Here is a 13,090-nt window from a genome sequence, read left to right as displayed (position 1 = left end):
ATTCCCTGCTGCATTCCCTGCTGCATTCCCTGCTGCATTCCCTGCTGCATTCCCTGCTGCATTCCTTGCTGTAGCCCCTGCTGCATTCCAGCTATCCATCCATCGTTCCGTGCATCACGTTCAAAATTATTAATGAGCATAAATTCTCTCCTTAGCGTTTCATTTTCTTTTATCCCTTTTATTCGTTGTTCTATTTTTTGGATAAATGGATCACTACTTACTTTTCCATTCATATAATGTAAAAACGCTTTTAATTCAGGATTTACTTCTTTTTCTGCATCCTTACTATTAACCATTATCTTTGTTATCCCGTCAGCGAGCCGTATTGTTTTATCTTCGTTACAGATTGTATGAAATGTATAAACAGGCAGTCCTTTATTGAGATAATCAAAGGTACAAAAAAACAGAATAAATAGCTCAGGTAGATTTTCATACGGCTGATTTCTTTCTAACACACTAATATCTATTGCCGATTGATAATATCGAATACGTTTTGCCAAATCTTTTTTGTTAATAGCCTGCATTTCTACATCATAAATAGTACCACTTTTGCTTTTAGCCCATACATCAAAACGTACGCCTTTTGCACCTCCGCCATCTGCAATCGTTTTCTGTAGTTCTATCTCCGTTATCGGTTCAACTTTATCACGTAGAACAATATTCAGAAGTTTTCTACAAATGTCAGTGTCCTCCATAACGCGATAAAACATATAATCATCAACGATACTCAAATCGTCAAAGCTTTTATTCATTGAAATACCATCCTTATACCTGAACTATAGCAAAACAAAGCGGCTCTTTCAATCTTTGATGGTCATGATAGTACCTTATCACAAGCGGTTTCTTTTCCTTTGCGCTTTCTGCGGTTAATTAAAAATAAAACCGCAAAGTACGCGAAGAACGCAGTGATTAAAGTAAGGGTGAACCTAAGCAGTACGCTCTGCTGCGCACTCACCTTAAATCGTAAACTCGGCATAGTTTTCATCGGTGGTGTCCGATACTGCATCAGACTTTGCGTACGAAAATGTATCGGAGTTTAGCAACTCGATAATGCTCATTTCCGGATTTTGATACAAAATATCCAGCAACTCGATAAAATCCCGGATTACTTCACGCGGGGTGATATGCACATCGGCACCGATCCGCTCATATTCAATTTTGATAAACCCAGCCAAGTCATTTGTGGTGATTTTCTGTTCATAGCCATAGAGACCTGCGTGCATCGCAGCGAGTTTTTCACAGAGAATCAGCATTTCTTCCGCAGTAATCGGGTCAAGCCGGATTACCGGCGCAAGTAAGTCCCGTGCACCGGGCTTAGAAAACTTCCCCTCTGCAAGACGGGAGCGGAGCGCCTCGTAGCTGTACACACCGCGCCGCTTATCCTCTATCGCCTGCGGTGTTGCCCCCATGATAATACCGAGGTATTTTGCCTTCCCCTGTAAGGTGTCGTTGTACATGGTGAGGAGTTTTTCGTAATTGTACTGGCGCGTGATGGAGTTGGGGACTTTATAAATATTGACGAGTTCGTCGATCATAATCATCATGCCGGAATAACCCGCCAGCCGGAAAAATGTTGCAAAGAGCTTGAGATACTCGTACCAGTCATCATCCGTAATAATGATATTGACACCGAGTTCTTCCTTTGCTTCACGCTTGAGGGCATATTCACCCCGGAACCACCGCACTACTTTTGCTTTCGTTTCATCATCGCTTTTGAGGTAGGCATGATAATAGGCTGAAAGTAATTGAGCAAACTCAAAACCGTGTACCAGCTCGCTCACCGAAGCGGTTACCGCGTAAATCTTTTGATCGACACGCTCAGTCAGTGCCGGGTCTCCGGGTTGAAGCCCGCTTTCTTGCAAGGCTTCACTTTGCACGCTGCTGATCCACCGCTCCAATATCAGCGTGAGTGCACCGCCCTCCGGTTTTGTCTTTGTGGAAAGATTCCCGATCAACTCGCGATAAGTTGCAAGCCCCTGCCCCCGCGTTCCTTGCAGTCTCCGCTCCGGGGACAGGTCTGCATCCACAACAATGAACCCGCGATCCATCACATAATTTCGGATAGCTTGCAGTAAAAAACTCTTCCCCGCTCCATACCGCCCGACAATAAAGCGGAATGAAGCGCCGCCTTCGGCGATAATATCAACATCATGCAGCAAGGCTTGGATTTCATTTTTTCTTCCGACAGTGATATAAGGCAGCCCGATACGGGGCACAACACCGCCTTTTAAAGAATGCAATACTGTCTGCGCAATCCGTTTCGGAACTTTTCTTTCTGCTTCGTTCATGTTATTTCCTTTTTCAATAGATTAATACTATCATCGCAATAGCTATGGCAACCGCACTGGAAATATTTGAGGCGGTTGACATTCTTACGGTGCAGGAGGGAAGCTCTAAAAACTTCACTTTAATTGTTCAGCAAAATTGAAAAAAATGCACTAAACAGCCTTTAGTACATACCTTAACAACTTATCACAATATCTCGTTTTGAAACAAGAGCATCTCTGCCAAACCGAATTCCGCATTATAACAGTCTAAAGCACCGTATGATAATAACTTGCTATAAATATAGAATAATTCACATAAATCATTATAAAATATAACCTTATATCTTTACTGCAAAATTTCTGCTCTGATGTTATTGCCTTATCCCATATTTGGTTATATAATAGTGTTATGTTGAAATGTATCACTGGATTACGGCATAACCGGCTATCTTCCGCACAACCAAAAACCATGCGCGCTCTTGACATGCACGTAACCGGCGATATAATTTTCCCAGTTCCCAGTTCCCAGTTCCCAGCTGAAATCGTATTTCAATAAAGTTTTTTCCATTCCGTACAGAGCGGCGGTGTCACTGATACCGTCAATGAAACGAACAGCCTTACTCTTCGCATTTGCACTGTGCTATTACCTTTTGTTTTGTTGCACGGCATTACCCGCGCAGGTCATTACCCTACAACAGCCTATTACGTCGCTTTCCGTAAATGCCGATGACACTATTTTAGCCGCATCCGATTCTTCTGCTATTTCAACCTATAACACATCCGGCTATATACTGATTTCCAGTGTACGCGATGAGGCTATTAACCGAAGCCTTTTTTACCAAGAACAAAACGGTGAACTTTTAATCGCCATGACGCATACGGGAAGATTTTTGCTGTGCCGGCGCTCATCAGACAATAAGAAAATATACGGTAAAACTGAAGAATATCTACTAACCGACTATGCAGAAGGCAAAACGATCACGTGTAACGCTTTCAGCAAACATACGAATTACAGCGCAGCTGCATTTACGGACTTTTCAATTCAAATTCATTTTAAGTTACGCTTTATACAAGATATGATTACGAGAACGGTCGAAGGGCATCAATCGGCAATCTACGGACTTGAATTTAGTAATGATGAAAAACACCTTGCTTCCGTTTCCAAAGACGGGGCTGCATATATATGGAGTTGCGCCAATTCCAAGCAAGCAGGATATATAGATAACGTATATACTGACTCAGCAATACCGGTTTATTTCACTGCTGATAGCACATCTGTTATCAGTCTGGAAGATAAAGAATCTTTGAGAATTTCAAACTTGCAGGGGCAAAAGGTTACGGGCATCAATACCGGAAGAACGATTCGTGCGCTGCTTCCCTTGTCCGATCCCGACACCATTGCAGTTTTAAATGATAGCAATGAAATCGTCATCTACAGCATCCAGATGCAAAATCCCGTCGGCGTGATGCGGCTCCCTAAAACAGACACATCCGATATCACTGCCTTTGATTTTTGCCATACCGAAAAAGCGGCTTTTGTAGGCTGTGCAAGCGGTGCGGTATACAAACTGAACCTTGAAGCCCAACAGAAACCCGAAGATAAAACTCCAGAGCCTGAGCAACAGGATATTGTTACGGAAGACAAAACAGCGGTACGCGAAAAACAGAACGCTGCTTCCGACGGCAAAACACCGGAGCGCAAGCAGCAGGATGGTGTTACGGAAAACAAAGCATCAGAATACAGACAACAGGGTACTGTTACGGAAGGAGTTGAAGAGCCGGCACTGCCGCAAAAACAAGACAGTCCGGCGGTTCAAGAAGAGCCTGCACAGGAGACTCCGCTTGCAGAAGAGCAGCCGGAAGCGGCGAAAACGTTTAAAGCCGCGCTTAAAAATGAGAAAAGTCATTTTCTTACAGCTTCGATACTTGCGGGTTTTTTACAGCCGGAAAAGACAAACTTCCAATACCTTTTTGGCGCTGATATTGCGTACCGAAATACGTACTTTACCGCACCAGTATATGTTGGTGTAGGGTTACGTGCGCATATAGCGCTTCCTAAACGGCCGTTTCCTGTTCAGTACGAAGACTTTAACGGCAAAGCGGTTGCGCCCCCGTTTTTATGGATGGGAGAAGTATATGCTCCTGTCGGCATAGAGGTTGTGTTAGACCGCCGCGGTTATGCCGTTTTGTTTGAAGAAGCCGCGGTGACGGCACGGTTGAGTACGCTTGCGCAACCGAAAGCAGCTGCTTCAAAACCGTTTTTTTCCTACGGCGGTAGGTTGACAACCGGTATCAGTGTGAAATTTTTTATATTTGCTGTAGCTTTAAATTATGATTCACTGTGGAAATTGTTTCCGGAAATTACGCTGGGCGGCAGGATCGATTTTAAAAGGAAGCCTAAAGCAGAGAAGGAAGCAGTATGATAAAACAGTCTATTTTTGTTGCGGCAGCACTCAGTATTGCTCTCCTTTTTCTATCCTGTACTACTCCGCAGGATGTCCTCAACGACTACAATAAACATTTTGAGAAAACGCCTGCCGTTACTCAAGATATTCTTGAGACTGGTAATGCCTCGTTAATGCTGCAAGAACTCTATAAAGTTGATATTGAACATACGCTCGTGCTGACCGCTCCTCTCGGCTGTGAAAGGTATGAATGGAAAATTACCGATGTCGGTGGAAAAAATCTGCACGAAACACGAACGGGTAGACGGTTGAATATCTATATCCCGGACACCAAACTCCACAACGCGGTGCTTACAACCGACGGTAAAAGCCGCTTATATGATGTTACCCTTACGGTAAAGTATAAAGGAAAGATTTATTCCGATACCGCCGTTTTGGTTTTATATGCAGCAGACTGAGAGCCAGTCTGATTATGTATAAAAGGAAGCACATCTTGCAAAATATCATAGTGCGTAAGATGTCCTATTTTCAATCTTAATAAAGGAGGTTTGTATGAGATTGAAACACAGATATGTAGCTGTACTTGCAGTTTTAACATTATTCATTGCCGGATGTTCGGATAGCTTAGTCGGGCGTATGGCGGGAGACGGCAGCGCCGAAAGTACCGTAACCTTTTCCGTTACGGATATACCACCGCAGTATGATGAGATGATTAAAGAAGCGCAAAATCCCGCTTCCCGTAGTATTTTGCCGAATGCACCGTTTACTCCTGATAACCCAAGTCTAACTTTTATTCTTACCGGAAAGTCAAACAGCGGCGAGGTCATCGAGAAACAAATTTCATTATCGACTGCACCTCATAAATTTGAATTGAAGCTTGGTGCATACGTATGGGATTTAACCTTGACCGCCTACAAAGGGTATAATGCAGCTGCTTCCCATCATAAACCTGTTCTGGTAGGACATTGCACAGTTGATTTAACAATGGGAAATGCAAAACCTGAATTCAAAATGTCTGTCAAGGGACTCACAACACCGGGAACAGTAAAGGTAACGGGAACCGTCAAAGACACTGATAGGGTGTGTACCCATTACGAAATTGGTATTTATAATTTGTACACAGGAGAATTCGTAGAAAAATATACGGATATTGACGATTCACCCAAAAATACAAATGCCAAGCTAGCTCAAGATGTGCCGTCTTCTGCAACCAGTCCTTTCCCTTTTACGTATGAGCAGACAACTCCTAAAATAACACTTAACCCCGGTGCGTATGAGTACCGTATGATTTTCTATAAGGGAACTGTATCTCATTTTATACCGATTGGTTCCTACAGTGATACTATCGTTGTATATCCCGGAAATGATCTTGTTCAAGCAATCGGCGAACTGGATGTATTGAATAAAAAGCCGACCAAACCTAAAGAGCTTCGAGCGTATCTGAAGGACAACAGTGAGGATAAAGAGCCGGATTATTACTATGTAAAGCTTACATGGAAACCTTCCCGATTTGAAACAAACTATGAACTGATGCTTAAAACTTCTTCCGATGATGGAACAACTTTTCCCACTGCTGCTGAAAAGATTTACGGCTTTAAGGCAACGAATAACACCGTGGAAGATTTTTTGGCATCTCCAATCCGGCATGACGGCAGCCTTGCATACGGAAGCGAAACCTGTACGCTTAAACTCCAGTTGGGGAAGGTGTATGAGGTAAGCATTCGTGCGCATAACTACATTGGTGAAAGCGAATGGGTTGAAAGAGTTAACACTCCTGATCCTACACCGCCTGCAAACTGTACCCTTATGAGTACAGGTGGTTTGAGCCACATCAATAGACGGCGTATTAAATATGATTTGAACGGAGGAAAACTCATCCTTGATGCTGCAACGCCGACTGCAAATAACACGTTTACCGGTGTGTATGTAAAATACGATTCTTATACGGGAACTGCAACCCCATTTCTGGATATTAAACCTTTAAATACGGTACCGTTGACAGGAGTAAGTACGCTCATAAGGGAAATACCCACAACTCCGCCTACAACACTCGAATGGAGGAAGTGGCTTAACCCGAATAATGGACAGGAGGTGACGGTTACTGTGCCTGCCGGGTCTACCGGTATATATAAGCATGAAAATGTTTTTGTAAAGGCTGATTTCGGCTCCAGTCTTGCAGGTACGGTAACCCCGCTCCCTGCACCGCAGGATATTCCGAAAACCAAGATAAAGATTACCTACGACGAAGAATCAGGTAGTACAAATACGACTATTACCCCGGATGCTTCGGGGCATTATCCTGTTCCAAAGATTGAGGGGGGTAAGGTGATGTGGATTACAGTTCAATTTGATGGATTAGCTTCAACGCCGGAGTACGATGATTTACACTGTACAGCGTACTTTGCACCCGGTGCCGGTTTGATGAGCATAGTAAATATCCCAGCAGCTGGCAATGTTTGTAAATTTTCGACAGGTGACTACACTCCGCAAACATTTACATTAAAAGTGATGGCTAAGGACACCGCCACGCATCAGATGCGCTCACAAACCTATATCATTGATTTGTACTAATCTGTCCTAACAAAACCATTGGGGAACTGCCGAATACGGCGGTTCCCCGTTTTTATTTGTGCAGAAGGGTCATTCTCATATACTGCGCAATGAGAATGAAGTATTTTCTTCAGAGAGCTGTTCGGTCTTTACGCTCAAGTTATAGAACCCCGTGAGCGCACGATAAAACCGCTGCGTAATGGGATAGCGGTTTCAATAAGACAGGGATGCCCATGACATACCCACTCCCGGTGTTCTTCCGTTTCGGGATCAAGGAGGGTATAGGCGATGTCTTCCACAGCACAGATGTCGGGTCCGATATACTCCAAGGGCATACCCACTGTAATCTTGTTCATAGCAATAAATTCATAGCGGTTGGCGCTGATCTGTTTGCCGATCGTACCAGCCATAAAATACGGGGATTTTGATTCTCCTCGGGTGGTTTTATTTGCATCATCCTTGGAAAAATAAAATCCGGTTCCAAATGCACGGTGCGCCGTATTATATAATTCCTGCACAAAAGGTTCGGCTTCAGCTTCCGTAATCTTGCCTTGGAGGGCATCAAGCCGCTTTCGGTATGCACGGGTAACTAATGCTGTATAATAGAGACTTTTCATCCGCCCTTCGATTTTGAGCGCATCGGCACCAGCCTTTTGCATATCCGCAAGATAGTCGATCATACACAAATCTTTAGATGAAAAAAGCGCTGTATACCCCTCCCCTTCTTCTACCGGAAAGTATTCACCGGGGCGTTCTTTTTCTTCAACTACAAGCGGAAAATCTTCTTCCCTGTCTGAGTCCGCGGATGTAGTATTCTGCTTGCTTAAAAGCGAATAGTCCCATCGGCAAGAATGTGTACAAGCGCCTGCATTGGCACTACGCCCGGTTAAGTAAGCACTGATAAGACAGCGCCCCGAATACGCAATGCACATTGCCCCATGCACAAAGCACTCAAGCTCCATTTCCGGAACATGCGCTTTTATTTCGGCTATATCAGCGATAGAGGCTTCCCTCCCCAGCACAATCCGTTTAAAGCCGAGATCACGATATACCCGTACCGCCTCGTAGTTGATACAATTTGCCTGTGTACTTAAATGAAGCGGTATGTGCGGAAAATGCTTGCGCAGTACAGAAACCATTCCAATATCTTGAATAATAAAAGCGTCGATAGGATAGAGCTTGAAATAATCGGCTTCTGCTAAAAAAGCTTTGAGATCATCATTATGAAAAGAAATATTGAGCGCACACAGTAATTTTTTCGGCTGTCCTTGCTGTGCATAGTGGGCTTTGAGCGCGCTGATGGTTTTGTATTCATCGGTAAAAAAATTATCGGCTTTTACACGGAGCGAAAAATTTTTTAGTCCGATATACGCAGCATCCGCCCCATACTCCCATGCATACTGAAGCTTTTCGAGATTGCCCGCAGGCGATACTAATTCCATTGTGTGCATTATGCATCCTCCGCAAACAGCGCCTGTATCCAGTGTCCCATTTTTTCTACCGCTAAATGAGCTTCTTTTGCTTGCGCATCCATTGCCTGAAAAAAATGCCACATTCCCTGCCATATATCCAACTGAACACTACCGCCTGCAAGTTCGATTTTTTGTGCCAATGCAGCAGCATCAGCCGCCAACAGTTCCTCGCTCCCGCACTGAATATACACTGGAGGGAAAGCGCTGAATGAACCGCAGAGCGGAGAAACAAGCGGGTTTTGCACGTTATCAACGGTAGTATAGCGTCCGGCAGCGCCGATCAATGCCTCTTTTGATAAAAACTTATCACGTTTCCGTAAAGCGTGCATTTCTTTTGAGGCACAGGAAAGATCAAGCCACGGAGAAATAAGTGCGAGTGCAGCAGGCAGCGGCAGCCCTCTTTCTTTCAGTTTCTGCATTAAAGCAACTGTCAATGCAGCTCCTGCACCGTCCCCGGCAAGGATAATTGACTCAGGCGCAATAGCAGCGTACTTGATCATACGGTAATACACGCTGAAAATATCTTCTAAACCTGCGGGGAAGGGATATTCAGGTGCCAGCCGGTATTCCGGTAAAAAGAGCCGGCACGCACATTCGTGAGCAAAAGAAGCGCAAAAATTCCGGGCTGCCTTGCACGAACCGCTGATAAAAAATCCCCCATGTGTATAAAGGATAACACGGTTTGCAGCGGCAACCTCCGGTTTTAAAATATCCACGGGTACGGAGCCCATCGTTTCATGCGTTATATCAGTGTTGTTTGGAATATGGGGTGAATAAAAAAAAGCATCATACTCTTCCCGGATAACACTGAGCGGTGTTTTTGCAGAATAAAGTGTTTTTCTAAAAGCTTTTTGAACTTGATGTAAGGAACTATATGCTATTTCAGCCATCGGGCAAGTATACAGAATATCATAAGATAATTCCAGTGGTAAAAGAAAAAATGCGGAGCCGGAAAGAGTTTCAGCCATGCCTCCAAAGCGCTGATACATTTATACTGACTTAGACCTTGCAGCATGTAAAGGTTTTCTTATAAAATAAACTAGTTCGGAAACTTCCGTTTTTGAACTGGTCTAATATCTATAAACTAGTACTTACAGAGATAATCTTATGAAAAAACTTACAGTAAAACACAATCAATTTTTTTTAGATGATATGCCTTTTCAGATTCTGTCGGGGGCGGTGCATTACTTTCGGGTAGTGCCTGAATACTGGGAAGACAGACTCCGCAAAGTAAAAGCAGCCGGCTTGAACACGGTGGAGACCTATATTCCGTGGAATTTTCACGAACGGCAAAAGGGGGTATTCACCTTTACCGGCAATGCCGACATAGAACGCTTTATCAAACTCGCAGGAGAGCTGGGCTTGTATGTTATCATCCGTCCAAGTCCCTATATCTGTGCAGAATGGGAAGCAGGAGGCCTCCCCTTTTGGCTGCTGCAGGATAGCACACTGAAAATCCGCTGCTGCTGCGAACCCTACCTCAATTACATTCGCGCGTATTATCATGAGCTGCTTCCCCGGCTGGTGCCGCTCCAAAGTACACACGGCGGACCGGTTATCGCTATGCAGATTGAAAATGAGTACGGCAGCTTTGGAAACGACACTGCATATCTCCAATGGCTCAAAACAGACATGGAAGATGAAGGTATTGATGTTCTTCTGTTTACTTCCGACGGACCAACACCGCTGATGCTAAGCGGCGGCACGATTCCCGGTGTATTGCCTACGGTGAATTTCGGCTCGAAACCGGCAGAATCCTTTCAGTGTTTTCATCGCTTTTTTCCGGAAGCCTCGGATATGGTTACCGAGTTTTGGAACGGCTGGTTTGATCACTGGGGGGAGCCGCACCATACTCAGGATGCAGCGGTTGTTGCAGAAGCCTTCCGGTGGATGCTGGAGCACAAAGTTTCGGTAAATTTTTATATGTTCCATGGCGGCACTAACTTCGGCTTTTATAGCGGAGCAAATTTTAGTACGCAGTATGAACCGACTGTTACCAGTTATGATTACGACTGTCCGGTAAGTGAGTGGGGCGGACTTACCCCTAAATTTACGGCAATCAGAGATGCGATTATACAATACACGAAGGTGATACCGGATCCGGTGCCGCCGCCTGCACCCCGTATAGAGCCGGGTACTATACTGCATCCAGCCTGTATTGATCTTTTTACCGCCTTGCCGGTTCTGTCACAACCGCTCAGCTCAGCCTATCCGTTGACCATGGAACAGGCGGGACAAGACTACGGATTTATGCTGTACCGGACAAAGCTGCGGGATCGGAGAGAGCCGGGCGCACTGACGATAAAAGGCTTGCGGGATCGTGCTCAGGTCTTTTTTACCCCGGATGCGGGCGGCTCACGGCAGTATCTCGGCACCCTCTACCGCAATGATACCGAACCAATGTCCATTAAGGTTGCGGGGGAAAGCGGTGTACTAGAAATCCTTGTAGAGAATATGGGCAGAATTAACTACGGTGCCGAGATGTTTGATACCAAAGGCATTACAAAAGGGGTGTATCTCGACTATCAGAGTTTGTTTAACTGGGAACATTTTCCGCTTCCGCTGGAAACACTTGCACCGCTTGCAGCAGTTAAACCGCAGGAGCAGCCGCAACACACAGCCGCAGCTCCGGTTGCTTCAGCCTGTGATGAAATGCCTGCCTTCTACCGGTTTACCTTTACCCTCGAAGAAACAGGCGATACCTTTATCGATATGAGCGGCTGGACAAAGGGTGTTATCTTTGTGAATAATACTAACATAGGGCGGTATTGGAATATCGGACCGCAAAAACGCTTCTACATTCCTGCACCATTGCTGCACCGCGGAGAAAACACTGTTATCGTGTTTGAATTACACGGAACACAACAGCAGCGTATCTATCTTTCTGCGGAACCGGATTTGGGTGAACCGGCACCGGAGCAGTAATTACCAACACGTAACGGCAGCGCTCCATGAATCACTGTTAGGTTGATGGCGCACAGCGCCACCTATTGTTAATAATACTGTTGCACAAACATTCAAGTATAAGATAGCGGATTCTTGCAGTACATATTTTTGTTTTTTAGAGAGCGGTTCAATCCCACATTTTTTAATGGATTATGACATTTTTAGAAAAAATTACAATTTTTTTTGAGTATTTTATGGATATTCTTAACTTTAAAACCTGTAAAATGCTTAAAACTGAGTTCAATAAACAGATAATAGACAGATGTGATTCAAAGATTGATTTCCTTGATTATATTCAATCAATCATAGAAAAACATGACAATTTGTGCTATATTAAAAATATTAAGGAGACTGTATGCCGTTAACTGCCGTTCAGGAAAAACTGGAGACAATTCCGGATGAATACATGAATGAAGTGTATAATTATTTAGAACTTTTGCAATACAAAATACTCTATAAAAAACAACATGAACAATCTGCAAAAAGATTTCCTAATCGTCGTCCGGACATTTTAAAGCAACCAAATTTCTATATGTCGCCAGCTTTTGACGAACCATTGGAAGATTTTAAGGAGTATATGTGAAATATTTTTTAGATACGCATGCACTTCTTTGGTATTTGTTTGATAGTGAAAATCTATCTAAAACGGCTAGAGAAATAATCAATAATGAATTTTGCTACTACAGTAAAGTTTCATTATGGGAAATTGCGATAAAACAGACCCGTAATCTTCTTCAGTATAGAAATTCAATCCAAGATATTATAAATGCCTGCAAGGAAGAAGAATTTGCAGAACTTTTAGTTTCTGGTAAATCTTTGGAATTAATAAAAAACTTGCCTGATATTCACAGGGACCCATTTGATAGACTTCTAATTACAATGGCGCAAGAAAATAATTTAACGATTGTTACAAAAGACACAAAGATTCCGTTGTATGATGTAAAAACTCTTTGGTAAAACAAAATAGACCTAACACCCGCTTCAACCTGACATTGCGGACAAGGCACAAATGCAGGTTAAGCGTCAGTTGAATAGGTAGGCATTCTCAGTACCCAGCTCAAATAAGTTCAGGCAAAAATACCGCTGCCGTATAGCGCCGCGGACATCCTTGTCCATTCTGCAGAATTATCCTAGACACAAATAGAGCGAGCAGATACAAGACGCGAACAAAAATAAAGCGCAGGTCTGATTTATACCCCGTACATCCTTGGATGTTCTGTATACGTTGAGGATTTGCAGTAGCAATGTTTTGCCTCTGCAAAACTTGCAAGTTTAAGCGGCATTGCCGCTTAAACGTTGGCATGGATGCCGCGCGTATTAAGCAGAAACAAGTTTCACACCGGTCAAACTTGTCTTCAGCGAGGTCCTGTAAAAAGAATTGTGTAAATGGCTGACAAGAATATACTCTATGAGGAGAAGTAAAGATGACAGCCAAAAGACAAAAAAAAGA

General features: G+C 43.8%; 10 protein-coding genes. 6 read left to right on the top strand and 4 right to left on the bottom strand.

Annotation, left to right across the window (positions count from 1 at the left end):
• Positions 1 to 752 (bottom strand): Rpn family recombination-promoting nuclease/putative transposase (locus ACTTJ8_RS10130; RefSeq protein WP_442721104.1); only part of this gene is annotated, 752 nt, incomplete at its 3' end.
• A gap of 204 nt (positions 753 to 956) precedes the next feature.
• On the bottom strand, positions 957 to 2,288 hold the full coding sequence (locus ACTTJ8_RS10125; protein ID WP_442721103.1) for an ATP-binding protein: 1,332 nt from the start codon (positions 2,286 to 2,288) through the stop codon (positions 957 to 959).
• A gap of 581 nt (positions 2,289 to 2,869) precedes the next feature.
• On the opposite strand from ACTTJ8_RS10125, the gene ACTTJ8_RS10120 reads away from it, so the two are divergent.
• From ACTTJ8_RS10120 to ACTTJ8_RS10110, 3 genes are all read left to right on the top strand, one after another.
• Entirely contained in the window at positions 2,870 to 4,690 is a 1,821-nt protein-coding gene (locus ACTTJ8_RS10120) for a hypothetical protein (RefSeq protein ID WP_442721102.1), read from the top strand.
• Positions 4,687 to 5,130: a hypothetical protein gene (locus tag ACTTJ8_RS10115; protein ID WP_442721101.1), complete on the top strand. Its 444-nt coding sequence runs from the start codon at positions 4,687 to 4,689 to the stop codon at positions 5,128 to 5,130. Before ACTTJ8_RS10120 ends, ACTTJ8_RS10115 begins: the two co-directional genes overlap by 4 nt.
• A gap of 94 nt (positions 5,131 to 5,224) precedes the next feature.
• Positions 5,225 to 7,243, top strand: a complete 2,019-nt coding sequence (locus ACTTJ8_RS10110; protein WP_442721100.1) for a hypothetical protein — start codon at positions 5,225 to 5,227, stop codon at positions 7,241 to 7,243.
• Between the two features lie 134 nt (positions 7,244 to 7,377).
• Here the strand turns inward: ACTTJ8_RS10110 and ACTTJ8_RS10105 are convergent, their stop codons facing one another.
• Together ACTTJ8_RS10105 and ACTTJ8_RS10100 are read right to left on the bottom strand one after the other, a co-directional pair.
• The gene (locus ACTTJ8_RS10105; protein ID WP_442721099.1) at positions 7,378 to 8,664 is read right to left on the bottom strand and encodes a peptidase U32 family protein; all 1,287 of its coding nucleotides are present in this window, start codon (positions 8,662 to 8,664) and stop codon (positions 7,378 to 7,380) included.
• Positions 8,665 to 8,672: 8 nt separating this feature from the next.
• Positions 8,673 to 9,584, bottom strand: a complete 912-nt coding sequence (locus ACTTJ8_RS10100; protein WP_442721098.1) for an alpha/beta hydrolase — start codon at positions 9,582 to 9,584, stop codon at positions 8,673 to 8,675.
• 217 nt (positions 9,585 to 9,801) lie between these two features.
• On the opposite strand from ACTTJ8_RS10100, the gene ACTTJ8_RS10095 reads away from it, so the two are divergent.
• From ACTTJ8_RS10095 to ACTTJ8_RS10085, 3 genes are all read left to right on the top strand, one after another.
• On the top strand, positions 9,802 to 11,619 hold the full coding sequence (locus tag ACTTJ8_RS10095; protein WP_442721097.1) for a glycoside hydrolase family 35 protein: 1,818 nt from the start codon (positions 9,802 to 9,804) through the stop codon (positions 11,617 to 11,619).
• A gap of 376 nt (positions 11,620 to 11,995) precedes the next feature.
• Positions 11,996 to 12,223 (top strand): DUF2281 domain-containing protein, encoded by a 228-nt coding sequence (locus tag ACTTJ8_RS10090; protein ID WP_442721096.1) that lies wholly within the window; start codon positions 11,996 to 11,998, stop codon positions 12,221 to 12,223.
• Positions 12,220 to 12,597, top strand: coding sequence for a type II toxin-antitoxin system VapC family toxin (locus tag ACTTJ8_RS10085; RefSeq protein ID WP_442721095.1), 378 nt, complete (start codon positions 12,220 to 12,222; stop codon positions 12,595 to 12,597). The genes ACTTJ8_RS10090 and ACTTJ8_RS10085 overlap by 4 nt, the downstream gene beginning before the upstream one ends.
• Positions 12,598 to 13,090 lie beyond the last annotated feature (493 nt).

The sequence above is a fragment of the Treponema sp. genome (assembly GCF_052169735.1).
GTDB lineage: Bacteria > Spirochaetota > Spirochaetia > Treponematales > Treponemataceae > Treponema.
Note: the sequence above shows the minus strand (reverse complement) of the source record. Positions and strands in the feature narration are given on the sequence as shown.

What these genes read in the sequence shown, in the direction of transcription:
- ACTTJ8_RS10125 (WP_442721103.1), bottom strand. Translation starts at nt 2,288, where the DNA reads ATGAACGAAGCAGAAAGAAAAGTTCCGAAACGGATTGCGCAGACAGTA.
- ACTTJ8_RS10120 (WP_442721102.1), top strand. Translation starts at nt 2,870, where the DNA reads ATGAAACGAACAGCCTTACTCTTCGCATTTGCACTGTGCTATTACCTT.
- ACTTJ8_RS10115 (WP_442721101.1), top strand. Translation starts at nt 4,687, where the DNA reads ATGATAAAACAGTCTATTTTTGTTGCGGCAGCACTCAGTATTGCTCTC.
- ACTTJ8_RS10110 (WP_442721100.1), top strand. Translation starts at nt 5,225, where the DNA reads ATGAGATTGAAACACAGATATGTAGCTGTACTTGCAGTTTTAACATTA.
- ACTTJ8_RS10105 (WP_442721099.1), bottom strand. Translation starts at nt 8,664, where the DNA reads ATGGAATTAGTATCGCCTGCGGGCAATCTCGAAAAGCTTCAGTATGCA.
- ACTTJ8_RS10100 (WP_442721098.1), bottom strand. Translation starts at nt 9,584, where the DNA reads ATGGCTGAAATAGCATATAGTTCCTTACATCAAGTTCAAAAAGCTTTT.
- ACTTJ8_RS10095 (WP_442721097.1), top strand. Translation starts at nt 9,802, where the DNA reads ATGAAAAAACTTACAGTAAAACACAATCAATTTTTTTTAGATGATATG.
- ACTTJ8_RS10090 (WP_442721096.1), top strand. Translation starts at nt 11,996, where the DNA reads ATGCCGTTAACTGCCGTTCAGGAAAAACTGGAGACAATTCCGGATGAA.